We start from the raw sequence: 25,530 nt of genomic DNA, 5'->3' as shown, positions 1-25,530 counted from the left end.
TTAAAACATGATATTTCTCAGGTTTGAATTATTTTTTATACATTTGAAGAAGCGTCTTATCTCAACTATCAAACTTTATGAAATTAATTTTTCCTAGCTCTTTATTGCTCTTATTTTTAGTTCTATCATGCTCTGAAAAAAAAACCGGATTAACCGTTTCTTATAAACTTCCGAAAAAACTAGATGAAGTTTCTGGTATTGCCTACATCAACAACAAAACCTTTGTTATTGAAGATAGTAAAAACAAGAATAGCATCTATTTATTGAATAAGAACGGAAAGATTGATACCGAAATAAATATTGAAAACATCAAAAACGAAGATTGGGAAGATTTAGCTTCTGATGTTTCTGGAAACCTCTATATTGGAGATTTTGGGAACAATAAAAATATTCGTAAAAATTTATGCATTTATAAAATTGATGCCAATCAATTAGACAAAAATAAAATTGCTACAGATGCAAAAACTACTTTCTATTATCCTGAACAAAAAGAGTTTCCTTCTGACAAAAAAGAGATGTTCTACGATTGTGAATCATTCTTTGAATGGAAAGGGAGTTTTTATCTTTTTACTAAGAACAGAAGTAAAGATTTTGACGGTACAGTTTTAATTTATAAAGTTCCTAATAAAACAGGACACCATAAAGCTGAATTAATTGATATTTTCAAAACCTGTAATAACAAAGAAAACTGTACTATTACTAGTGCATCAATTACCAATGATGGTACTAAAATGGTATTGCTTTCTCATTCCATCGTTTGGTTATTTGAAAATTTCGAATCGGATAATTTCACGAATGGCGAGATTAGCATCTATGATTTACAACATGAGTCGCAAAAAGAAGCCATTTGTTTTAAAAACAACGACTTGCTTATTATTGCAGATGAAGCGGGTGAAAATTCGGGCAACGTATATGAATTTCCTATTCCCGTTTTAAAAACCGAACCCTAAACCAAAAGCAACTCTAACTCCGTCTGAAGAGCCAAAGACTCCAAAATTAGCTGTCAATAATTCGACTCCATCAATAAAGAAGCCACCTCCATATGAATTGTTCCATTTATTAGATTTTTCATTTTCTAACCAAACTCTTCCATAATCGAAACCGCCATAAAGCCCAAATCGTACTGGAATAATTCTTGTTTTTAGACTGTTAAAGCTATAACGAATATCTGTGTTTTGATAGAATGATTGGTTTCCTAAAAACCGTTCGTTTCTATAACCACGCAATCCGTCTGCTCCTCCGATTGATGCACCTTGATAGAATTCAAAGTTATTTCCGAATATAATATGGCTTTTCAATTTTGTAGCTAAGACTAATCGTCCTGAAGGTATTAACTTTTGATTGAAACTAACTTCTGGAATCAAGTAGGCAAAATTTCTGTTTTTTGTATCAATGTTTGCTTTATATCCGAATGAAAAAGCAGTTTTCATTCCGTTTGTAGGATTGGCTTTGTTATCGTAATTTTCAAATTGGTAATTAATTTCTGCTCCTACAAATTGCACTTCATCGAAAATATAATTAGGCAATTGTATATTGTTTTCTACAAATCTATAAGGTGTATTATTTACTTCTATCGATTCATAGGTCATTTTTAGGGCTGCAATACTTCCTGATCTACTTCTCCACTTTAATGAAGGAGACAAGGTGAATTTCCTCACTTTGATTCTGTTATAATCTAAATTATCATCGTCATATTCATTCAATGTTTCATTACCATATCCAAAAAAGTTTTGAGAAAAATTTGGACTTTGTAATGCTGTATGTAATTCTAAATTAAAATTACCAATTACATTGGCTATTTCTGCCTTATAACTTAATTCATAACCATTTGTTGCAAAATAGTAGGCAGCTTTCACTTCATGTTGACTTGAAAACGGATTACGTTCAAAACCATATTTGGTATATAAATCCGTAAAACCAATTTTCAAACCATCATCTGGATTTGCACCTATTATTGGTATAATTTGATTGGTGTTGTTTTTTATTTTTTTATAGTCATAAACATTTACATTATAATCATCTTGTAGATTTAATGTTGCTTTATGCGCTTCTTTCACATTATTTTTCTTCGATTTATAATCATAAATTACAATATTCTTTCCTTGCTCTACTTTATAATCATCATTGTTTTGACCACCAATTAATCTGATTTTTATCTTTTTACTTTTTCCTGTCACTTCAAAAGTATCATCGTCATCTAAACCATATACCCAAATTTCTTTTGTTTCTTTTGGATTATATATCCTATGAAAAAATTGATCTTTTATAGTCTTATCTTTTTTTCTAAGAAAAGTAACTTCAACATTTCCGTTTGCTAAACAATTGATTTTAATGTAATCGTCTTTATTGGTAGCTGTTAAGACTGCAAATTTATTTACTACCGCAAAATATCGGTCTGAAATGGCTTGCAAGTTGCTTCTTCTTGCTTTTAATGTCTCTTTTATTTCAATAATGGTTGCATCATTCACTTCTTTTGGCACAATACGAAAAGCTTCATCAATTACTTCATCTGTAATATTTTCTTGAATATACTTTACTTGTTCCTCCCAATCTTTCTTCTCTAGTTGATTGGTAAAAGCCATGTCTAGAGGAAAAGGTTCAAAATTAAAGCCTTTCACATCTTTTAAATCATCGTTATACTTTCTAAGAATTTTAGCTGCTGGAATTAATCGAACTGCTGCTCCTAATAAAAAACCGTCTGACATTCTAGAAAACGGTTGGTCTCTATCTCGAGGTAAAGGCCTATAAATTGTTTGTCCATTTTCTTTAAACTGCAACCATCTCCATTGGTCTTGATGTCTGTCCCAATCACCTACTAACATATCGAACAATCGCGCTTTTACGAATGCTTTTTCGTCTATTTTCTTAGATTCATCATCATGAATTTCTTTAAAAACATCATGTGTACTAATTATTTCTCCTGAAAAATTATTTCCCGCTAATTCTAAATGTCCGTCTGAAGCATGTTCTTCAAACAAATATAATTCGTCACCAAACTCACTATTAAAATCGCCTAATGCTTTTTGCTTTGGAATGTAATACAAATTAGAATTTAAATGATGCAAGCCAATTACATCAGACAATGTTCCTACAACAAAAGGAGCATAAGGATATGAACCTGTGAACACATCTTTTACTAAACTTTCGGAAGCTGTATTTCTAAATTGACCTTCTACATATTGATCTTTAAACATCGCTGCTTGAATATATTGTGATGCATTTTTCTTCATGGCACGCATTACATATTGCTTTCCGTCTTTCGCTTCTAATCGTAAAGCTCTAGATTGTGTCCCTCCACCTTTTCTAACAGGTGTTAAACCTCCAAATAAAGTATCCAAATTTACTATTTTCGCTTGCACTGGAACGCTATAATATTTTCTAAAACGCTCTCCCCAAAGTAATTTATGCAACTTGTTTTTCGTTGTTTCTTCTTCAGTATAAATAGCTACTTTTATAGAATCTTGAACTATCGGTTGAAATTCTTCAATATATTTTTTAGTGGTTGCCCCAAGAACTTGTGTTTCATATTCAACAGTGTCATTTTCTGCATTAATAAATTTAACCAAGGAAGCTCCATTTTCGTATATTTCTAATATTGCGAAACCGTTTGCTGCATGAGCATATTTTCCACCACCTACATTTCTTGTTGCAGTGGTTTTAGAACCCGAACCACTAATAATTTGCGGAATATTGTCTTGTACTAAATATTGTAAACTATGTTCGTGACCTGAAACTATAATTACTTTATCATTAAATTGAGAAGCTGCTACAATATTTTTCTTTAGTTCGTTATAATGTACATTCTGCAAATCGGCATTTACAACACCCGTTGTTTCTCTTAACAGGTTTTTAATATTGCCTAAAGGAAAAAAAGGTTGCATTGTATTCTTAAACGAATATTGACCACCATGTGGTCCATTTGAAAACATAGGATGATGAATGGCTACAATCGTTGTTTTTCCTCTTGCTTTTTTTATCTCACTTCTAAATTCATCTAGAAATTGGGCTCTAGTTTTAATATCACAATCATCATTAATTGTTGGATGTTTGTCCCAATTGGTAATATACCATTCGGAATCTATCAGTAATAAGACAATATCCTCTCCTATTTTAATTTTCTCTAATGGGCAACCATTTTTAGGAAGAAAAGACTTTTTCCCAAGTTTATCTTCTATATATTTTTGTTGTCTTTTTAAACCTTCTACTCCGTTATTATACCAATCATGATTTCCTGGCAAGAAAATGGTTTTTCCTTTAAATTGCTTTACGGCTTCTACTTGTACATTTAAATGATGCTCGGCCAAAGCCCTTTCTTCACTGTCTTTTTCAGGCAATCCTTTTGGATAAATATTATCTCCTAGAAATAGAACAGTAGCATTTTCATTAGCAATATCTAATTTCTTAGAAAAAAGAGACAATGCAACAGTTGTACTATCTTTTTTAGCATTACCGGCATCTCCCATTAAATAAAAGGTATGCGCAATTTCTTGATTTTCATTCAATTGAATAACTTTATTTTCTTTTTCTTCTTTAATTTGCAATTGCATTGTTGCGCACGAATTAAACAGAAAAAGTGTTAGTAGCACAATTGAAAAGTAACGAAAAAGAGAAATTTGCGTTTTAACCAAAAACATTTTCATAAATTAGTCGGATAAATAGTAAACAATGAATTTGATTTTAAAAGCAGAAAAATTTGTAGAAGAATTATTTAAAGAAAAACTTCCGCCCGTTTTTACGTATCATAACTTCGACCACACTAACGAGGTGATTCAAGCAGTTATTGAAATGGCTAATTATTATCAAATATCTCACGAAGATAAAGAAAAATTAATAATTTCGGCTTGGTTTCATGATACAGGTTATACTATTAATGCTCAAAACCATGAAGCCTTTAGTTGCGAAATTGCAACTGCTTTTCTTAAAGAGAACAACATTAATAACGAATATATTAATGAAGTAGTTGCTTTAATAAACGCAACTGTGTTTAATTATGTTCCTAAAACTAAATTTGAACAAATTATTAGAGATGCCGATTTTCATCATTTTTCTAAGAAAAACTATTTATCTGTTTGTGAAGAGCTCCGAAAAGAATGGGAAGCAACCTGCGATAAAAAATTCACTAATGAAGAATGGGCAAGAGAAAACCTTGCAATGCTAACTCAAAAACATACTTATTATACTTCTTATGCTTTAGCTAACTGGAAACCAAAGAAAGAAAAGAATATAACAAAGATTCAACAATTTTTAGCTAATGACAATATGATTACGAATGATGCTGGTGCAGAAAAAAAGAAGAAAAAAACAAAGGAAGTGAAGTCAGAAAGAGGTATTGACACTCTGTTTAGAGTTACGCTAAACAATCACACTCGACTTAGTGGCATTGCAGATAGCAAAGCCAATATCCTTTTATCGGTTAACGCAATTATCATATCTATTGCGCTTTCTAGTATTATTCCAAAATTAGACAGTCCTAGCAATGAACACTTAATTATTCCGACTTTTATTATGCTGCTTTGGAGTGTTGTATCCATTATTTTTGCCATACTTTCTACACGTCCAAAAGTTACATCGGGCACGTTTACAAGTCAAGATGTGAAAGACAAAAAAGTAAATCTTTTGTTCTTTGGTAATTTTTACAAAATGCCTTATCAGGACTATGAAGAAGCAGTTAATGAAATGATGAAAGACAGAGAGTATCTTTACAACTCTATGATTAAAGATTTATATTTTTTAGGTATTGTTTTAGAACGTAAATATCGTTTATTACGTATTACCTATAACATTTTTATGATTGGAATTATCTTTTCGGTTATTGCTTTTGTAGTTGCTTTTAAAATGAAAGCTGTCGTTTAATTAAGTTCGTCTAAAAGATCTTGATAGGAATATTTTTTCTCTACAACCATATCATTAACAACTTTCACACGAATACCTCTCAGACCAGAAACACCTTGTAAATCTTCAATTTCAAATTGCTCGATTGCCGTTTCTAATACATTTTTATGCTGAAGAAATTTAATGTATTTTAAATATTCTTTTTCCTCATGATCGTGTGAGTAAACAATAGTTATTTTTTCTTTTTCTGTAATACGCTCTTGAGTTCCTAAAACATATGCCTTATCGATTCTTTTTTTAACCACCTCATATCGTGCATTATAAGAGCCGTCAACATCAAAGCGTTTTTCGTCCATTCTAAAACGAATCGATAAAGGAGAACTAAAAACCAATATTAAAGAAGTAACTTCTAAAACAAAAGGTAAAGTTTCTTTTATTTTATGATGTTCTAACTCCATTTCACATAGCGCTTGCAATTGCCATAACCTTAAATTATTAAGATACATTTTATCGAAAGGAATAGTTGGTGCAATTGAAGCTCCAATATATAAATTATGCTCTACTCCATCAGTTTTAAAACGTTCGTAATAATGAGGATATATTTTTTGTGCTTCTATTTGTTTTTCATCTAATATAGAAGCCATTTTTTTATTGATAACCGACAACGTATGATCGAAATCTTTTCTTGAATGATAAAACATTCCTGTTTTTGGATCTAAACTTTCAAAGTATGACTTGATGTTTTGTTCTAAAGTACTATTAACTTTTGCAGATTGAATTAAAGGATGAATTTCAGATTCAATAAAACTTTGAATTTGCTGTTCCATATCTGCTTTTAAAGGTAAACCTAACTCTGTAAGAAATTCAGTAAGTTCAAATATTTTTTGATCTAAAATCATTAAATTACTTAACTTTTTTATTTCATTAACTATATTAATTAGTGTTTGAATCTGACTTTTTAAATCCGTTTTTACCGTTTGATTTCGTTTGTCTGATGAACCTTTAATATCTATTTGTCCATATAACGGATAAATTTCTTTAAATGCAATTTCTTTAAAAATATAATCCTTTGTTGACGCGCTAGATTTAATATAATTCTGTGCTTCGTTTTTAAACTTCCAATACACACTAGAATGTATTGTTGTATATTCTTTTTGGATGATTGCTTCTTCTAAGTTTTCAAATTCAATCATTGAACGCTCAACAGTGTCAACGATATAGGGCATTATTAAATCAATTTTATTGGCATTGATCGAATTTAATGCTCTTGGTTCTGAAGAAGCAATTTCAATAATTCCCAACAACGAACCTTCTTTTACAATTGGAGCTAAAATACAACTCTTAACATTCTGACTTAATAATCGTTCTGCTAATACATTCGACTGAAAATCTTCTACATTAGAAACTATTAACGGTTGTTTTTTTTGAATTAATGTATCTAAAGTAAAATTACATAAAACCCCATCACATTTTTCTTCTTCTAAATTACACAACAAATAACTGATTATTTTGTTTTCACTAAAAGGTGGTTTTACGAATTTTTTATCAACTTCATCATATTTTGTAAAACCGATTCTAACATCTTTTATTCTAAAAATTGATTTAAAAATAGCTTCAGAACTTTCTTCAAAATCTTGTTTTTCTGTATCCGTTTTTAATAAATTAGTCTTTAAATTAGAAACTGCACTTTCAACTGTTACATCTACTAAAGTAACAATTCCAAATCCTTTTAACAACCATGAATGTGGAGGAAACTTTTCTTTCCATAACTCTAAATCATCATAGTTATCAATCAACAGATTAATTTCATCTTGTGTTAAAGGCACCATTTTTTCCGTTGGAGTAACTTCTATAAAGTCGGCATTATACAAAATTCGATAATGATTCATGATTCCGTTTTCGTCTGGAATATCATAAAACAAGGGTTTTCTACTATCAATTTTTTGGTTATAATAAGCATTCAGAATAATATAGCAATTCATTAGATAAAATTGATGTTCATCAAAATCACGAATTTCAATATCGAAAGTCATTCCGGCAGCATCGAGAATTTTTCTAAATCGTTGTGTATAATTAAAGGTGAAATTGACAAAAGGCAATGTTACCGCCTTAATTTCATTATTCGTTAATCCAGTTGGAAATAAGTCAGATAATAAATCCCTAATTAACGATTCATTCTCCTTAATAAAAGAGACATCTTGAATTCCTTCAATCAGTTCTGGTTTGTTTTCAACTTGTTTTAATAAACTTTTTGCATAGTTAGATCTATAATCAACATCAGACTTTGCCATTTCTTCTAATTTTTCAATTAAAAGATGGAAAGAAATAAGCGTTTTAAACGGACTTGGATATTGTAGTTCTGTAACCATACACTAAATTTTATACAAAATTACGCATTATTATAAGAAAAAAAGCAAATACTTTGTTAAGGTAATTGGTGACTTTCTCTCAATAAATTTACAAATAAAATTATAGATTAATTTGAGCGGAATAGCTTCTTTGAAAACGATTAAAAATTGTATTTTTGCTTTTTTGAATCCGAATATTATGATTATTATAAAAACAAGAGAAGAAATTGAATTAATGCGTGAAAGTGCGTTAATCGTTTCGAAAACATTAGGAATAATTGCTAAAGAAATTAAACCTGGTGTTACCACGTTACAATTAGATAAAATTGCGGAAGAATATATTAGAGATCATGGTGCAGAACCTGGGTTCTTAGGTATGTATGGCTTTCCAAACTCATTATGCATGAGTCCAAACACGCAAGTTGTTCATGGAATTCCAAATGACAAACCTTTAATGGATGGCGATATTATTTCGGTAGATTGTGGTGCTTTAAAAAATGGTTTCTATGGCGATCACGCCTATACATTTGAAGTAGGTGAAGTTGCTGAAGAGACTAAAAAGTTACTTCAAATAACAAAAGAATCACTTTATGAAGGTATTCGCGCTACTAGAGTAGGAAATCGCGTAGAAGACATTGGTTATGCCATTCAACAATATTGCGAAAAAGAAGGTTATGGTGTGGTTCGTGAATTATGTGGTCATGGTTTAGGCCGAAAAATGCATGAAGATCCAGAAGTGCCAAACTATGGAAAACGTGGTCGTGGAAAAAAATTAGTGAACGGAATGGTCATCGCAATTGAACCTATGATTAACTTAGGAACTAAAAACATTATTCAGCATAAAGATGGTTGGACAATTACAACTGCTGACAATAAACCAAGTGCGCATTTTGAACATGATGTTGCCATTGTAGATGGTAAACCAGAGTTACTTTCAACTTTTGCATACATTTATGAAGCATTAGGAATTGTTAGTAATGAAGAAGATGGTTTGAGACAGAAAGCTTTGGTTTTGTAGGTTATTTCACAAAGATTCACAGAGCAATCGCAGAGACAAACAAAATGGAAATAAATGATTTATCCTATAAAATTATTGGGTTCGCAATAGATGTTCATGAAGAATAGGCTCTGGCTTACTTGAATCAGCTTACCAAGAATGTTTATTTTATGAAATTAAAAATGCTGGATTAAAAGTAGTAAAAGAATTAGCTTTACCGATAACATATAAAGACATCAAACTTGACCATGGGTACAGAATTGATTTATTAATTGAAGACAAAATTGTTTTAGAATTAAAAACAGTTGAAAGCTTTACCGATGTTCATTTTGCTCAAGTTTTAACTTATCTAGAATTAGGTAATTACCCATTAGGCTTACTCATTAATTTTAATTCTAAAATTCTAAAAAACAACATTAAACAATTTATAAATAATGCTTTGTGAAACTTTGAGATTTCTTTGTGAAACTCTGCGATATAGACTATGAAAAAAATATTCAAATTTATCCTCAATACTATTCCAAGACCTATTCTTATTCGATTAAGTATTGTGGTGCGACCAATTATTGCTTTCTTATTAAAAGGAAATAAATTCACTGATCCTATTGACGGGAGAAGCTTCAAGATGTTTTTACCTTATGGATATGGGAATCAACGTAATAATGTTTTATCGCCAAGTACACTTTCTTTAGAAAGACATCGCTTGCTGTGGTTATATTTACAAAATGAAACTAGCTTTTTTACTTCTGAAAAAAAATTAGAAGTATTACATTTTGCACCTGAACAAGAGTTTTACAAACGTTTCAAAAAACAACAAAATATTAATTACACTACAACCGATTTGCTTTCTCCTTTAGCAGATGTTAAAGCAGACATTTGCAACCTTCCTTTTGAGGACAATGCTTATGATATGGTTTTTTGCAATCATGTTTTAGAACATATTCCAGATGACACTAAAGCCATGCAAGAACTATATCGTGTTTTAAAACCTGGCGGAATGGGTATATTCCAAATTCCACAAGACTTATCAAGAGCCACTACTTTTTCAGATGATTCTATTACCAATCAAAAAGAACGTGCGAAAATTTTTGGTCAATATGATCATGTTCGTGTTTATGGTCGTGATTATTTTGACAAACTGAGAAGCATCGGTTTCAAAGTGGAAGAAGTAGATTACACCAACACAATTTCTAATGATTTAGTAGAAAAATACTGTTTAGCCAAAGGAGAAATTATTCCCGTTTGTTTTAAATAATTAAAATTACATGCCGCTTTCAAATGATTCTAATTGTGCGTTAGTCTTCGACTTAACGTACGATGCTATTTTAGCTTCTTATATTCCAAATGCTTTCATTGTTGAACAATCTGAAGGTATTTTATACTATATTAAAAAGAGTGCTAATTCAAAAACTATAAATGAAGTCGAATTAGACACCAATGAGCGACAACTACTAGCTTTGTGCGAAAAGTTAACGTCTAAAAACTTACTCTCTAAATATAAAATAAAGAACAAAATTGCGAAAAGCTTAGAAATCCTTTTAAGTGATGAAAAAACGGCAAAGATCATAACGCATTATATAAATTTCACACTTGAATCTTTTTTTAAAATCGCATCTAAAACTTCAATTTCTTTAAGTATTGATTTGAACAGAAAAGATGTTTTTCACAAACAACAAGTTCAATTTTCTGAAATTGTTTTAGAACCCAAACTTCATTTTTCAAAAACACCTGAAAATATTGTTTATTGTTTGAGTTTATTAGACAATGAAAAAGAAATATATCCGTTTGAAAACGATTTTAAAATACTTTTAAACAATCCGTCTTGGGTTCTAATCAACAAGACACTACATACTATTAATCATATTAATGGAAACAAGCTAAAACCTTTTTTAAGCAAGAAAAACGTTATTATACCTAATAAAAATAGTGTAGAATATTTCAATAAATTCATTAAAAATGTTATTCGAAAAGTACCTATTGAAGCTGAAGGATTTTCGGTTGAAACCAATTCTGTTTGTACAGGTTGCTACATTAAGCCTAGTTTATATATTCATAATAAAATATATCTTTTAGAACTTGTTTTTAAATATGATGGTTGTGAATTTTCTATAACAGAAGAAAAAGAAAAACACATTAATCTTAGTCATGATGACAATGATAATTTCACTGTTTACCAAACCATTAGAAACAAAAAAGAGGAAAGCAAAATTATTCAAATTCTTAAAGATTTAGGCTTCATTTTCCTTGCAGATGGATTAGCTACTTTTAACAAAAACCTTACAGAGATTGATGATTATTTCAATATTACAGAACTTTTAAAACTACAAGACAAAATAGCCGAAACATCAGTTTCTATTGATTTACAATTAAATAGTAAGACAATAAGCAAACACACATCTACCATTTCTACAAAATTTGAAGAAAAAAAAGATTGGTTCGATGTTGAAATGACAATTGAAATTGAAACATTTAAAATTCCTTTTTCAAACATTATTCCTCATTTAAAATCGGGCAATCGTTTGTATGAATTACCTAATGAAAACTTATTTATTATTCCTGTAGAATGGTTTAGCAAATACAAATCATTAGTCGATTTCGGGAAAACCGCTAATAATAGTATTCAAATTCAAAAGAACCAATTTACTGTTCTAGAAGAATCTGGAATTGCAATTGAAAACAATCTGTTTCAAAGAGAGATTATCCCTTATCAAACAACTGGAAACATCAATGCGAAACTTCGAAACTATCAAGAAGAAGGCGTGAATTGGTTAGTTAAAAATTATCAATTAGGTCTAGGCTCCTGTTTAGCAGACGATATGGGTTTGGGTAAAACAATACAATCTTTAGCCTATTTAGACTTCGTATATACACAGTTTGAAAATGACTTTATAATTACTGAAGAAGCTTCCGATGCTATAGATTTATTTAGCACTAACCAACCTGTTACAACAAAAAAATTAAAAGCATTAGTTGTTGCTCCAAGTTCGTTAACCTATAACTGGTTTAATGAAACTAAGAAGTTTTCTCCAAAATTTACACGATTAAATTATACGGGTTTAGATCGGAAAATTAAACGAAAAAAATTAGAAAAAGTCGATATTGTTTTCACATCTTATGGTTTGCTTTTAAAAGACATTAACCTCTTAAAAACAATTCCTTTTAACTTTTTAATTATTGATGAAAGTCAACAAATAAAAAACAGAAACTCTAAGATTTACAACGCAATAAACACCATTAACGCAACACATAAAGTTTCATTAAGTGGAACACCAATAGAAAACTCTTTGAGCGATTTATGGAGTCAAATGCAATTCATTAATCCGAATTTGCTAGACACCTATCCTTTTTTTGAATCTCATTTTAAAAAACCAATAGAAAAATCATTTGATGAACAGAAAACAAAAGAGCTTCGTTCATTAATCAATCCCTATCTTTTAAGAAGAACTAAGACTGAAGTAGCAAAAGACCTACCAGAAGTTTCTGAACAGGTTTTCTATTCTGAAATGTCGGAAGAACAAAGTAAGTTATATGAACATGAAAAGTCGATTATTCGAAATTATTTAATTGATAAAAAATTAAATACACTTGATGAAAAACCGAGTTCAAATATTTCTATCCTGAATGCACTTTCAAAACTTAGACAATTAGCCAATCATCCTATTCTAATAGGCGAAACAATGGATTCTGGTAAATTTACCGATGTTTCTGCTTATATAGAAACCTTATTACAAGCAAAGCAAAATATATTAGTTTTTAGCTCCTATACTTCTCATTTAAAAATTTACACCGATTGGTGCGATAAAAATAATACTAAGTATAGTCTGTTAACAGGAAGTACTAAAATAAAAGATAGAGAAACTGAAGTAGCAAACTTTCAAAAAGACGAAAATAAATTATTATTTTTCATCTCTCTTAAAGCTGGTGGAACGGGTTTAAACCTTACTAAAGCATCCTATGTTATTCTTTTAGACCCTTGGTGGAATCCTTTTGCAGAATTACAAGCCATTGGTCGCGCTCACCGAATTGGACAAGAAAATCAGGTTAATGTGGTTCGATTTATAGCTAAAGACACCATTGAAGAAAAAATAAATCAGTTGCAAAAAGCTAAAAAAGAAATTTCTGATACTATAATTGAAACTTCTGTACCTAAAGAAGTTTTTAATAATATTGATTATATATTAACATAAATTAATTAAAAACAAAACTTTTAAAATCACCTGTCTTAAACTGTTGCATTGCATTATTTGCATCCGTGTAAAGAAGCATTACATGTAAGTCTGGACGTTTTTCAACAAACCTCTTAACTTCTTCAAGCGGCATAATCATAAATGCAGTAGCATAACCATCGGCCAAAATACAAGTTGGTGCCAAAACTGTAGCGCTTAGTATTGTATTTTTCTCTCTTTTACCCGTTTTTGGATTAATGATATGAACAAATTTTTCACCTGTAATAGAATCAGTAACTACTTTTCTATAATTCCCAGATGTTGCCATTCCTAAATTTTCTAAGTGAATTGTTGCAATCAGCTTTCTTTCATCTGGTTTTTGTAACGGATCATCTACTCCAACTATCCAATTCTTGTTCTCAATTGTATTTTTTCCAAAGCCAACTAATTCTCCTCCAATTTCTACAATTCCGTTTTTTATACCTTTTGATTTTAGAAAATCCGTCAAAACATCTACAGAATAACCTTGAGCAATTGCATTAAAATCGAAATAGGTTTCTGTATGCTTTTTTGAAATCGTATTATTTTCATTAATTATCACTTTATCAAAACCTACAAACTGCAATAAACTATCAATTTCGTGTTGAGAAAGATGATCTCTTTTTTTGTTTGGTCCAAAACCATAAGCATTAACTAAAACTCCAATAGTAGGATCAAAAAGTCCATTTGTCTCTTCGAAAATTTGATTTGAAGCCTTAAACGTATCTATAAATAAATCATCAATGACAACAGTAGAATCTCCAGCGTTAATTTTAGAAATCTTAGAATCTTTCCTATAAGTAGACAAAGACATATCAAAATCTAAGAGAAGTGAATCAATTTCAGATTTATTCACTAATTCTTCATTTGCGATATACTTTACACTATATGTACTTCCCTGTGCTTCTCCTTGAATAACAAAAAATTGATTTTCTTGCTTATTACAAGAAATTGATAATACAAGAAGGAATATTAAACTATAAAAGTTCTTTGTAGCCATTGTAATTGATAATATAATCTGAATTAATATAAATAGGTTTTTCAAAATCATCTGCATTTGCGATTCCAACACCTGCAAAAAGAACTTTTGCATTTTTGGTTTTAGCATGATTGATAAATGTTTCTACAAATAAAACATTTGGCTCCTCTGGATTAATTGGATATGGTACAGTTTGCACCATTACAAAATGCAATTTATTTTGTGTATCCACACATACAAATTGCGGGTGTTTTTTTAATTGGCTGTTAATTGCAATGAATTCAAAACCTTTTTTTTCAAGGTCTTTCCCAACATGATTCATAGCAATTTGGTGCAATTCTTGTTCTGTTAGTTCTTCCATGGTACAAAAGTACGAATTGAATTAATAGAAATAAAAAAACCGATTCATTTCTGAATCGGTTTTTGAAATTTTATCCTCCAAAGTCATCAAATCTGATGTTATCTGGATCTAATCCGAAGTCTTCTCCCATTTTTTGAACAGCTTTGTTCATCATTGGTGGACCACAGAAATATAACTCAATATCTTCTGGTTCTTCGTGTTTCGATAAATAATTATCGATTACAACATTATGAATAAATCCAACGAATCCATCTCCTTCACCATTAACTCCGTCTTTAATTTTCCAATTATCTTCTGGTTGTGGTTCTGATAATGCTAGGTAGAATTTAAAGTTAGGAAAATCTTTTTCTAAAGCTCTAAAATGATCTGTATAGAATAATTCACGCTTAGAACGACCACCATACCAATATGTTACTTTTCTTCCCGTTTTTAATGTACGGAATAGGTGATATAAATGAGAACGCATTGGTGCCATACCAGCTCCTCCACCTACATACAACATTTCTGCCTCTGTTTCATTGATGAAGAACTCTCCATAAGGACCAGAAACTACAACTGGATCACCTGCTTTTCTTGAGAAAATATATGATGAAGCAATACCTGGATTCACTTTCGCCCATCCATTAATATTTCTATCCCATGGCGGAGTAGCAACACGCACGTTCAACATTATTTTTCTTCCTTCAGCTGGGTAAGAAGCCATTGAGTAAGCTCTTTCAACTAAATCAGTATTCTTCATTACTAATGGCCATAAATTAAATTTATCCCATTCAGCTTTAAATTTTTCAGGTTCACCTGGATGCTCAACTGGATGTGCTGTGATGTCAATATCCGTAAAATTGATCTCACATTTAGGAATTTCAATTTGAATATATCCCCCTGGCTCATAATGCATATCATCTGGTAATTCAACGATAAATTCTTTAATAAAAGAAGCTACGTTATAATTTGAATATACTTTCGCTTCAAACTTCTTAATTCCGAATACTTCTTCAGGAACTTCGATTACCATATCTGCTTTAACCTTCACTTGACATCCTAAACGCCAACCTTCTGCTAATTCTTTTCTACTGAAATGGGGTGTTTCTGTAGGTAAAGCATCTCCTCCACCTTCTTTAACAATACATTTACATTGAACACAAGTTCCTCCACCACCACACGCAGATGGTAAGAAAATTTTACTTGCACCTAATGTAGAAAGTAATGTGTTACCAGAACCCACTTCAATCTCATTTTCTCCGTTTATTTTAATTTTAACAGGACCAGACGGTACTAGTTTAGCTTTTGCAAACAAAATAATTGCTACAAGAGCCAATAATAAAATTAAAAACGCTATTACTGTTGTACTGATTAAACCACCAGTAGTTACTTCTAAAGCTATCATAATTATTCTTGTACTGTTTGGGTTAATGAATCGTTTACTACTTCTTCTACAACAAGTGTATCAATAACAACTTCCTCAATAACTTCTGTCGTTGCTGGAGCTGTAACTTCACTTATATCTTTTTTTGGTTCAGCTTCGTCACCTCCTGAAAGCATTCCTCCAAAAGACATAAAACCGATTGCCATTAATCCTGTTAATATAAATGTCATACCTAAACCTCTGAATGCAGGTGGCACATTTGAATATCTGATTTTTTCTCTAATAGCTGCAATAGCTAAAATTGCTAAAAACCATCCAATTCCAGAACCAACACCATATACAGTAGCTTCAGTAATGTTATTAAACTCTTTTTGTTGCATGAATAATGAACCTCCAAGAATTGCACAGTTTACAGCAATTAAAGGTAAAAAGATACCTAAAGAAGTGTATAATGCTGGAGCAAATTTTTCAACAATCATTTCTACTAATTGTACCATTGTAGCAATAGTCGCAATAAAAAGAATGAACGTTAAAAAGCTTAAATCATAATCTGCATATTCTTCACCTAACCACACTAATGCACCAGGACGAAGTAAGTATTGGTCTAATAAAAAGTTTAGAGGTACAGTTACTAACATTACGAAAATAACTGCTGCTCCTAATCCTACTGCTGTAGAAACCTTTTTAGAAACCGCTAAGTATGAACACATCCCAAGGAATGTTGCAAATACCATATTATCAATAAAGATTGATTTTAAAAATAATTGTAATAATTCCATTTCTTAGTTTGTTTCAATTAGATTTTTATTTCTTGAACGTTGGAATCCGATAATTAATCCTAAAGTTATTAACGCCATTGGTGCTAATAACATAAAACCATTATTTTCATATCCTATAGCATATAAACCTGTTTTCTCAACTGGATCACCAAATACTGGATAACCTAACAGTTTTCCTGAACCTAATAATTCTCTAAAAAAACCTACAATTACTAAAATCAATCCGTATCCTGCAGCATTACCAATACCGTCTAAGAAAGACTTCCAAGGTTTGTTTGCTAAAGCAAATGCTTCAAAACGTCCCATGATAATACAGTTAGTAATAATTAATCCGATGAAAACAGAAAGTTTCTTAGCCAAATCTGGCACATATGCTTTTAATGTTAAATCTACTAAAATTACCAAAGCTGCAACCACTACAAGTTGAACAATAATTCTAATTGCAGAAGGAATAATATTACGCATTAATGATATAACAACGTTACCTGCTGCTAAAACGAACATTACAGACAATGCCATAATGATGGATGCTTTTAATTCAGCTGTAATTGCTAAAGCCGAACAAATACCCAATACTTGAACAGTAATTGGGTTACTATCTGTTAAAGGATCTTTAACTAAACCCATATTCTTTTTTGAGAACAATGGCTCTTTTTCTGTGTTTTTATTTTCTGCCATAGTTATTTTTTTAAAGTTTCGAAATAAGGCAAGTACAATCTAATTCCAGATTTCAACATCGCTCCAACACCTGTACCAGTAATGGTAGCACCAGAGATAGCGTCAACCTGATTATCTAATTTATCTACATTATTTGGATCTCCATTTGATTTAGAAATCTCAACTGATTTATAATTCCCCTCAGCATCAAACAACATTTCTCCTTTAAAGTCATCTTTAAAGAAAGGTTCTGTGATGTTAGCACCTAATCCAGGAGTTTCTCCCTTATGATCAAAATACACTCCATTGATACTTTTCAAGTCTTCATTTAAAGCTACATAGCCCCAAATTGCATCCCAAAGACCATTTCCTCTTACTGGAACAATATAGATTTTTTTACCTTCTTTTTCTCCAATAAACAATGGTAGTTTTTGAACTTTACCTTGCTTTGCGTTGTCTAATTCTTTCTTTATATTGATTAAATACGCTTCTTTATCTTCAGTAACTTTTTCACCTTCAATAACAACTTGCTCTTTAATATATTTATTGAATGTTTCTGTTGCATTAGTTCTATCTGAATCGATTCCCATTGCACTTAAAATATCCATTTGCGTTTTAACTTTATCATTGTTATCACGCATTTCTTTTGTCGCATTTGCAAAAAATGCCAACAAAGAACCTACTACTACTACTAATATTACTGAGAATATTATAGTATATAAATTTGAGTCTGTACGTTTAGACATAATTAAGCAGTTTTAGTTTTTAAACGTTTCATTCTTCTTTTAACATTTCCTTGAACTACATAATGATCAATTGTTGGTGCAAAGACGTTCATTAACAATATAGCCATCATTACTCCTTCTGGATAAGCTGGATTAAATACACGTATTAAAATACTAATGAATCCAATTAAAAATCCATAAATGATTTTACCTTTATTAGTTTGTGATGCAGAAACTGGATCAGTTGCCATATATACAATACCAAAAGCTAGACCACCTACCATTAGATGTTTCCAGAACGGGAATGACATTAAACCGAAGAATTTGCTTGATTCTGTAATAATCTTTGCGTCAACAATTCCGTTAAAAATTAATCCCATTACAACTGCTCCAATAATTGAAGAAATCATAATTCTAGCACTTCCAATACCTGTAAAGATCAAGAAAGCGGCAGCTAATACAATTAAAAAAGTTGATGTTTCCCCAACAGAACCAGGAATATACCCAAAGAACATATCTGAAGTTGAATATGCCACCTCTTTATTTGCTGCTAAAGTCCCTAAGATTGTTTCTCCTGAAATAGCATCTGGCAATTGTTCAACACCTTGCAATTTTAATTTTGCAATTTGTTGAGCTCTTTCAACTGCTCCTTGAACCCACACTTCACCTCCAGACATCCAAGCTGCCCAGTTAAAGAATAAGAAAGCACGAATTGTTAAAGCTGGATTCAATACATTCATTCCTGTACCCCCAAATAACTCTTTAGCGATTACTACACCAAAAGCTACTGCTACTGCAAGCATCCACAAAGGAAGGTCAATAGGTACAATTAATGGCACAAGCATACCTGTTACAAGGTATCCCTCTTCTACTTCGTGTTTCTTTACTGTCGCAAAAATGAACTCGATTCCAAGACCCACTCCATAAGAAACTATTAATAAAGGAAGTATTTTAGATAAACCTACAACAAAGTTATCCATTGTTAAAAATTCAGCAACACCGTTGATTGCTAAATTATGTTGATACCCCGCATTAAACATACCAAAAACCAACACAGGAACCATTGCCATGATTACTGTATTCATTACACGTTTCAAATCGGTAGCATCTCTAACATGCGATCCTCTATGTGTCGTTATGTTAGGTAAATAAAGAAAAGTATGCAAAGCATTGAAACCTTGTTCCATCTTAGTTCCTTTGTACTTTTCTTTTAAATTATGTAAATTTTGTTTTAATCCCATTTTTTGTGATTTTAAAATTTCTTAGAAAGATTATCCTACCTCTTTAATCATTACATCTAATCCTTCTCTAACGATATGCTGATGATCTTGTTTTGATACACAAACATATTCTGTTAATGCAAAATCTTCTGGAGCTACTTCATAAATACCTAAAGCTTCCATTTGATCAATATCTTTTACTAAAATTGCTTTTAATAATTGCATAGGATAAATATCTAAAGGGCAAACTTTTTCATATTCACCAGTTAATACAAATCCTCTATGCTCACCGTTAGTATTCGTGTTTAGATCATATTTTTTCTTAGGTGTTAAGAAAGAAAACATATTTGCTCTATACACACTAAATTTATTAGGTCTAGGAATATTCCATCCGAAGAAATCATAATCATCACCTTCTGGAATTACCGTAACTTGGTTATGATAAAAACCTAAAGGATTATTTTCAGATTTTTTATCTCCCGTTAATACGTTTCCACTTATAATTCTATAATTCCCGTCTTTCATGTTTCCTGCAACAACATCGCTCATTTGAGCACCAATTGTAGCTTTCACATAAGAAGGTTTTTCAAAACCAGAACCAGTTAATGCGATTATTCTTTCAGCATTAAACTTACCTGTTAAGAATAATTCACCAATAATGGCTACATCTTCAATTTGAACTGTCCAAACTTTCTCCCCTTTATTGATTGGGTCGATTGCTCCAATTTGAGTAGAAACCAATCCTATTGGATGAATTCCCTTACCCTTATGAACAACAACACCTTCAACAGAAGGTATAAAATCAGATTTAGGTGCAACAGTTACATGAACTTTTCCTGTAGTTAATTTAGCTAATGCTTCAAAACCTACTTTTAATGCTTCTTGTTTTCCTTTTAAGGTAAAATCTAAGTCCCCTTGTAAAGGAGCTGAGTTAATTCCAGACACAAAAATAGATTTTGGTGTGTCAGCTGAATTAGCAATCACATCATAAGGACGTTGATTAACGAATGACCAACAACCTGATGCTAGTAAATGCTGTTTAACTTCTGCACTTGATAAATCTTTTGGGCTTTTCTTGCTATGCTCTACATGAACGTTCTGTGAATCGGCAGCTATTCTAATTTCTAGAATTACTCTCTTTTCTCCACGAACAATTTCTTGAATTGTTCCACTCACTGGCGACACAAACTTTACAGCTTCATCATTTTTTGAGTAGAAAATTACTTCTCCAGCTTTTACAGCTGCTCCTTCCTTAAGGGTCATCTTAGGCGTTACACCATGAAAATCAGAAGGTTTAATAGCATAGACTTTCGAGCGAGCTACTTCAGAAATTGATTTTTCTGCTTCACCCTTCAACTTAAGGTCTAAACCTTTTTTAATTCGAATGTCTTTTGACATGTTTATTGAAGATATGGTTAGTACTATTTATAAAACGTGCAAATTTAATTAATTAAGAAACACTACACCAAAAATATAACTATCGATTTTGGTTATTTATATCTATTCTAAATTAATCAATATTTATGATTGCTGCATAAAATTTGCGTAACTATTTTAAGATTTAGTATTTTTACAAAAAAACAGAGCAAAAAAATGAACACAAGATTTTATATTTTAGTTTTTTTATTTTCATTTTCAAATAGTTACACACAAATTGAAAATGAAATTCCAGCACCATTCAACATCAAAACGATATCTTTTGTTCAGAACAACAATAACGTATTGCCCTTTTTCAAATTAGGAGATACATTTGAACTTCAATTTGATGATTTATTTGGTAATGAAGCTGATTATTACTACACGATCACACAATGTAATTATGATTGGACACCTTCCAATTTAGCCAAGGTTGAATACTTAAACGGAATGGATAACCAAAGAATAATAACGTACGAGAACTCATTCAACACTCTTCAATTATATTCACATTACAGACAACAGTTTCCTAATAAATTCAACAGAATTACAAAAACTGGAAATTATGTAGTAAAAGTCTTTAATGACGAACAAGAGATTGTTTTTTCAAAAAGATTCATACTTTACAACGAGTCTGTTTCAGTTCTTTCAGAAGTAAGAAGAGCTAGGGACTTCGAAAGCCTAAACCAAAAACAAAACATCGAACTCACAATAAAATATGGTGATTTATCATTACAAAATCCTGTTCAAAATGTAAAAATAAGCATTTTCCAAAATGGAAATTGGAACAATGTAATCACCAACATCAAACCACAATACACTATCGGAACCGAGCTAATTTACAGATACAACAAAGAAACTCAATTTTGGGCAGGCAACGAATTCTATACTTTAGACAACTCACAAATTAGAGTTACAAATAACAGCGTTGGAAGAGTAACATCAGGAGATATTTACAATTCTCATCTTTACACCAACAACGCAAGAAAAAATAACATTTACACCTATTTCCCTGACTTCAATGGTAATTTTGTGGTATTAAATTACGGTTCTGAAAACTCTCAAATTGAAGCTGATTATTCTTGGGTATATTTCACTCTAAGCGCTCCAGATTTCTTCGACAAAGAAGAGATTTTTGTAACAGGAATGTTCAACAACTATGCAATGAATGAAGAAAACAAGATGGTATACAACAAAGAAAGCGGTCTTTATGAAAAAGCTATCTTAATCAAACAAGGATACACTAATTATCAATATACTATCAAAAGTAAAAACAATACTATCAACGCTAAAGATGCAATTGACGGAAACTTTTATCAAACTGAAAACAACTATACAATTCTAGTGTATTACAAAGGAAACAATGATAGATATGATAGTGTAATTGGAATTTCAAACACAAATAGCGAAGGAATTAGAAACTAATGATCAAAAGAAAACTTAAACAATACAGAGGTTACGAATGTTTAAATTGTGAAACTCCACTTGATATTAGTGAAAAATATTGCCATCACTGTGGACAACTTAACTCTACTAAACAATTAACTATTACTGATTTTTTCGAAGAGTTTTTATCCAATTTCTATGCCTATGACTCTCGATTAAGAAACTCAATTATTTCAATCTTCACTAAACCAGGACATTTAGCGAAAGAATTCAATGAAGGCAAAAAAACAAAAATACGCAAATCCATTTCGTTTATTCTTAAGCGTTTCATTGTTACTATTCATTACTGATAACCTTAACAAAAAATACAATTCCGATCCAACAACTCCAAAAGAAACCGGATTAATTAATAAAGAAAAAATTAACGAAGAGCTAAAACAAGTTAACAACAGCTTAATAGACGTAGATAAACTAGCCGTTAAAGAGCAAATTAATTCATTTCTAAGTCTAGATAAAGATTCTATTTATACAAAAACAGAATTAGACAAAAGTCAATTGGGAATTTTTTACAAGATAAATTCATTCAGAAACTTTAGCATTAAATATCCAAACAAAACAGACAGCGAATCTTTAAAAGAATTAGGTTTTAAAGACGACAATTATAACCGCTTCTTCTATTCAAAAGCAAAACTATTCAAAAGCAATAACATAAAAAGCGAACTAAGCAGCTATTTTTATGAGAAACTGTCGTTTTTAATTTTCTTATCATTACCAATCATAACCATCATCTTTTGGCTGCTCTATTTTCGCTTAAAAATCAATTATACTGAACATCTTGTTTTCACTTACACATTTTTTACTTTCCTTTTCATTTGTATAACACTATTCAACATAATAGATATTTTCTTTCCAATAATTGCCGTATTTTTAATTACTACATCATTCTTTTTACTATTTCCGATTTACTTTTACAAGTCTTTAAAAAACTTTTATAGACAAAATCGTTGGAAAACTGTTTTAAAATTTCTACTTTTGATACCTATGTTTGGATTTTCCCTAACTTTATCGGCACTAACAATGCTGTTTTTCGGAATTCTACTATTCTAATATTTTATGGTAACACAAATAACTAAAGGAATTAAAATTAGCGTACTTACTAGTTTTGAAGGCACATACTTCAAGAACTATAAGATACATTTTGCCTTTAGTTATGAGATTACAATCGAAAACTTTAGTAAAGATTCTGTTCAATTAACTACAAGACATTGGGAAATCTATGATGCTTTGAACAATAAAGAAATCGTAGATGGAGAAGGAGTTGTTGGAAAAAAACCAGTTTTAAAACCTGGAGAAATTCATACCTACACTTCTGGATGTTTACTTTCTTCACCTATTGGCGCTATGAAAGGTTCCTATGGCATGATTAACTTTACTTCAACGAAAAGTTTTACTGTTATAATTCCTACTTTTAAATTTAGCGCACCTTTTGCGTTAAATTAAACCTATTAAGAGATTCACATTCTGAAGCTTTAATACATTGTTTACATATTTTTTTTATTAAATTTGCCATTCATTATTTAATAATTCACTAAAAGACAACACTATGTTAAAAGGATTTTTTAACGTTCCAAAAGCTGTAAACGAACCTGTAAAATCTTACGCACCTGGTTCTCCTGAAAGAGAATTGGTTTCAGCAACATATAAAGAAATGTGGAACTCAAAAATTGATGTCCCATTATATATTGGAAGCGAAGAAATTAGAACTGGAAACACAAGAACACTTTCTGCACCTCATGATCACCAACACATTGTTGGAACATACCATTTGGCAGAAAAAATACATATTGAAAAAGCAATTAGCAATGCATTAGAAGCTAAGAAAAACTGGGCTGCTACATCTTGGGAAAACAGAGCTGCCATTTTCTTAAAAGCTGCCGAGCTTATTGCTGGACCATACAGAGCAAAAATAAACGCTGCAACAATGATTGCACAGTCTAAAAACATTCATCAAGCTGAAATTGATGCTTCTTGTGAATTAATTGACTTTTTACGTTTTAACGTAGAGTTTATGACTCAAATTTACGGGGAACAACCTGGTTCTGATTCATCTACATGGAACAGATTAGAACATAGGCCTCTTGAAGGATTTGTTTATGCAGTTACACCATTTAACTTTACAGCAATTGCTGCAAATTTACCAGCAAGTGCTGCTATGATGGGTAACGTGGTAGTTTGGAAACCAAGTGATAGTCAAATATTTTCTGCAAAAATCATTATTGACATCTTCAAAGAAGCAGGTGTTCCTGATGGAGTAATTAATGTAGTATATGGAGATCCTGTTATGATTACTGATACCGTTTTGGCTAGTCCAGACTTTGCAGGTATTCATTTCACTGGTTCAACTCACGTATTTAAAGACATTTGGTCTAAAATTGGTACAAATATTCACAAATACAAAACATATCCAAGAATTGTAGGGGAAACTGGAGGAAAAGACTTTATCATCGCACACCCATCTGCAAATACGAAACAAGTTACTACAGGAATCGTAAGAGGAGCTTTTGAATTTCAAGGACAAAAGTGTAGTGCAGCTTCGAGAGTATATGTACCGCAAAGTTTATGGCCAGCTATTAAAGAACAATTGAAAACTGATGTGGAATCTATGAAAATGGGGTCTCCTGAAGATATGTCGAATTTCATTACTGCGGTTATACACGAAGGTTCATTTGACAAATTAGCATCATTTATTGACCAAGCTAAAAAAGATAGTGACGCGGAAATCCTTGTTGGTGGAAACTATGACAAATCTAAAGGATACTTTATCGAACCAACAGTGATTGTAACTACAAATCCTAAATATTCAACAATGGAAACTGAATTATTCGGACCTGTTGTTACTATTTACGTTTACGAAGATGCAAAATGGTCTGAAACGTTAACATTAGTCGATGAAACTTCAGAATACGCCTTAACAGGAGCTGTTTTCAGTAGAGATAGATATGCAGTTGAAGAAGCTACTGTTGCTTTACAAAACTGTGCAGGTAACTTCTATGTTAACGACAAGCCAACTGGAGCAGTTGTAGGATGCCAACCATTTGGTGGCGCTAGAGCTTCAGGAACAAACGACAAAGCAGGTTCTATTTTAAACCTTCTACGTTGGGTTTCTCCAAGAACAATAAAAGAGACTTTTGTTACACCAGAAGATTATAGATATCCATTTTTAGGATAATCTCATTATTATATATTATTAAAAAACCCGCAA

General features: G+C 31.1%; 20 protein-coding genes. 10 read left to right on the top strand and 10 right to left on the bottom strand.

The window, feature by feature from the left end:
* Nucleotides 1-77: 77 nt before the first annotated feature.
* On the top strand, nucleotides 78-950 hold the full coding sequence (locus L2Z92_RS09735; protein WP_236458678.1) for a hypothetical protein: 873 nt from the start codon (nucleotides 78-80) through the stop codon (nucleotides 948-950).
* Here L2Z92_RS09735 and L2Z92_RS09730 read toward each other — a convergent pair.
* Complete coding sequence (locus tag L2Z92_RS09730) at nucleotides 933-4,547, bottom strand: metallophosphoesterase (protein ID WP_236458676.1); 3,615 nt, start codon at nucleotides 4,545-4,547, stop codon at nucleotides 933-935. The genes L2Z92_RS09735 and L2Z92_RS09730 overlap by 18 nt on opposite strands.
* Before the next feature lie 118 nt (nucleotides 4,548-4,665).
* On the opposite strand from L2Z92_RS09730, the gene L2Z92_RS09725 reads away from it, so the two are divergent.
* Nucleotides 4,666-5,853, top strand: coding sequence for a Pycsar system effector family protein (locus L2Z92_RS09725; RefSeq protein ID WP_236458674.1), 1,188 nt, complete (start codon nucleotides 4,666-4,668; stop codon nucleotides 5,851-5,853).
* On the opposite strand, the gene L2Z92_RS09720 is transcribed toward L2Z92_RS09725, so the two are convergent.
* Nucleotides 5,850-8,201 (bottom strand): GAF domain-containing protein, encoded by a 2,352-nt coding sequence (locus L2Z92_RS09720; protein WP_236458673.1) that lies wholly within the window; start codon nucleotides 8,199-8,201, stop codon nucleotides 5,850-5,852. The genes L2Z92_RS09725 and L2Z92_RS09720 overlap by 4 nt on opposite strands.
* Before the next feature lie 178 nt (nucleotides 8,202-8,379).
* On the opposite strand from L2Z92_RS09720, the gene map reads away from it, so the two are divergent.
* The 4 genes from map (at nucleotide 8,380) to L2Z92_RS09700 (ending at nucleotide 13,364) form a co-directional block, all read left to right on the top strand.
* A complete protein-coding gene (gene map / locus L2Z92_RS09715; protein ID WP_236458672.1) occupies nucleotides 8,380-9,198 on the top strand; it encodes a type I methionyl aminopeptidase in 819 nt (272 codons plus the stop codon).
* A 103-nt stretch (nucleotides 9,199-9,301) separates the two neighbouring features.
* On the top strand, nucleotides 9,302-9,622 hold the full coding sequence (locus L2Z92_RS09710; protein ID WP_319800406.1) for a GxxExxY protein: 321 nt from the start codon (nucleotides 9,302-9,304) through the stop codon (nucleotides 9,620-9,622).
* 39 nt (nucleotides 9,623-9,661) lie between these two features.
* Nucleotides 9,662-10,432, top strand: coding sequence for a class I SAM-dependent methyltransferase (locus L2Z92_RS09705; protein WP_236458671.1), 771 nt, complete (start codon nucleotides 9,662-9,664; stop codon nucleotides 10,430-10,432).
* A 10-nt stretch (nucleotides 10,433-10,442) separates the two neighbouring features.
* Complete coding sequence (locus L2Z92_RS09700) at nucleotides 10,443-13,364, top strand: DEAD/DEAH box helicase (protein WP_236458669.1); 2,922 nt, start codon at nucleotides 10,443-10,445, stop codon at nucleotides 13,362-13,364.
* Between the two features lies 1 nt (nucleotide 13,365).
* On the opposite strand, the gene L2Z92_RS09695 is transcribed toward L2Z92_RS09700, so the two are convergent.
* From L2Z92_RS09695 to L2Z92_RS09660, 8 genes are all read right to left on the bottom strand, one after another.
* Complete coding sequence (locus L2Z92_RS09695; protein ID WP_236458667.1) at nucleotides 13,366-14,382, bottom strand: FAD:protein FMN transferase; 1,017 nt, start codon at nucleotides 14,380-14,382, stop codon at nucleotides 13,366-13,368.
* A complete protein-coding gene (locus L2Z92_RS09690; protein ID WP_236458665.1) occupies nucleotides 14,360-14,722 on the bottom strand; it encodes a Na(+)-translocating NADH-quinone reductase subunit F in 363 nt (120 codons plus the stop codon). Before L2Z92_RS09690 ends, L2Z92_RS09695 begins: the two co-directional genes overlap by 23 nt.
* Before the next feature lie 70 nt (nucleotides 14,723-14,792).
* Nucleotides 14,793-16,106: an NADH:ubiquinone reductase (Na(+)-transporting) subunit F gene (gene nqrF, locus L2Z92_RS09685; protein WP_236458664.1), complete on the bottom strand. Its 1,314-nt coding sequence runs from the start codon at nucleotides 16,104-16,106 to the stop codon at nucleotides 14,793-14,795.
* A gap of 2 nt (nucleotides 16,107-16,108) precedes the next feature.
* Nucleotides 16,109-16,864 carry an NADH:ubiquinone reductase (Na(+)-transporting) subunit E gene (nqrE, locus tag L2Z92_RS09680; RefSeq protein WP_236458662.1) on the bottom strand — a complete coding sequence of 252 codons (756 nt, stop codon included), beginning with the start codon at nucleotides 16,862-16,864 and terminating at the stop codon, nucleotides 16,109-16,111.
* Nucleotides 16,865-16,867: 3 nt separating this feature from the next.
* Nucleotides 16,868-17,542, bottom strand: a complete 675-nt coding sequence (locus L2Z92_RS09675) for an NADH:ubiquinone reductase (Na(+)-transporting) subunit D (RefSeq protein ID WP_236458660.1) — start codon at nucleotides 17,540-17,542, stop codon at nucleotides 16,868-16,870.
* Nucleotides 17,543-17,544: 2 nt separating this feature from the next.
* Nucleotides 17,545-18,267: an NADH:ubiquinone reductase (Na(+)-transporting) subunit C gene (gene nqrC / locus L2Z92_RS09670; RefSeq protein ID WP_236458659.1), complete on the bottom strand. Its 723-nt coding sequence runs from the start codon at nucleotides 18,265-18,267 to the stop codon at nucleotides 17,545-17,547.
* A 2-nt stretch (nucleotides 18,268-18,269) separates the two neighbouring features.
* Nucleotides 18,270-19,487, bottom strand: a complete 1,218-nt coding sequence (locus L2Z92_RS09665; protein WP_236458657.1) for an NADH:ubiquinone reductase (Na(+)-transporting) subunit B — start codon at nucleotides 19,485-19,487, stop codon at nucleotides 18,270-18,272.
* Between the two features lie 30 nt (nucleotides 19,488-19,517).
* Nucleotides 19,518-20,864: a Na(+)-translocating NADH-quinone reductase subunit A gene (locus L2Z92_RS09660; RefSeq protein WP_236458655.1), complete on the bottom strand. Its 1,347-nt coding sequence runs from the start codon at nucleotides 20,862-20,864 to the stop codon at nucleotides 19,518-19,520.
* A gap of 195 nt (nucleotides 20,865-21,059) precedes the next feature.
* Between L2Z92_RS09660 and L2Z92_RS09655 the strand changes: the two genes are divergently transcribed.
* The 4 genes from L2Z92_RS09655 (at nucleotide 21,060) to pruA (ending at nucleotide 25,497) form a co-directional block, all read left to right on the top strand.
* Entirely contained in the window at nucleotides 21,060-22,307 is a 1,248-nt protein-coding gene (locus L2Z92_RS09655; protein WP_236458654.1) for a type IX secretion system plug protein, read from the top strand.
* A 234-nt stretch (nucleotides 22,308-22,541) separates the two neighbouring features.
* Nucleotides 22,542-23,375, top strand: coding sequence for a hypothetical protein (locus L2Z92_RS09650; RefSeq protein WP_236458653.1), 834 nt, complete (start codon nucleotides 22,542-22,544; stop codon nucleotides 23,373-23,375).
* Between the two features lie 6 nt (nucleotides 23,376-23,381).
* The gene (apaG, locus tag L2Z92_RS09645; protein WP_236458651.1) at nucleotides 23,382-23,768 is read left to right on the top strand and encodes a Co2+/Mg2+ efflux protein ApaG; all 387 of its coding nucleotides are present in this window, start codon (nucleotides 23,382-23,384) and stop codon (nucleotides 23,766-23,768) included.
* Between the two features lie 103 nt (nucleotides 23,769-23,871).
* Nucleotides 23,872-25,497, top strand: a complete 1,626-nt coding sequence (gene pruA / locus L2Z92_RS09640) for an L-glutamate gamma-semialdehyde dehydrogenase (protein WP_236458650.1) — start codon at nucleotides 23,872-23,874, stop codon at nucleotides 25,495-25,497.
* Nucleotides 25,498-25,530: the final 33 nt, after the last annotated feature.

This window comes from Flavobacterium jumunjinense, assembly GCF_021650975.2.
Lineage (GTDB): Bacteria > Bacteroidota > Bacteroidia > Flavobacteriales > Flavobacteriaceae > Flavobacterium > Flavobacterium jumunjinense.
This window is presented reverse-complemented; position numbering and strand designations above follow the sequence as displayed.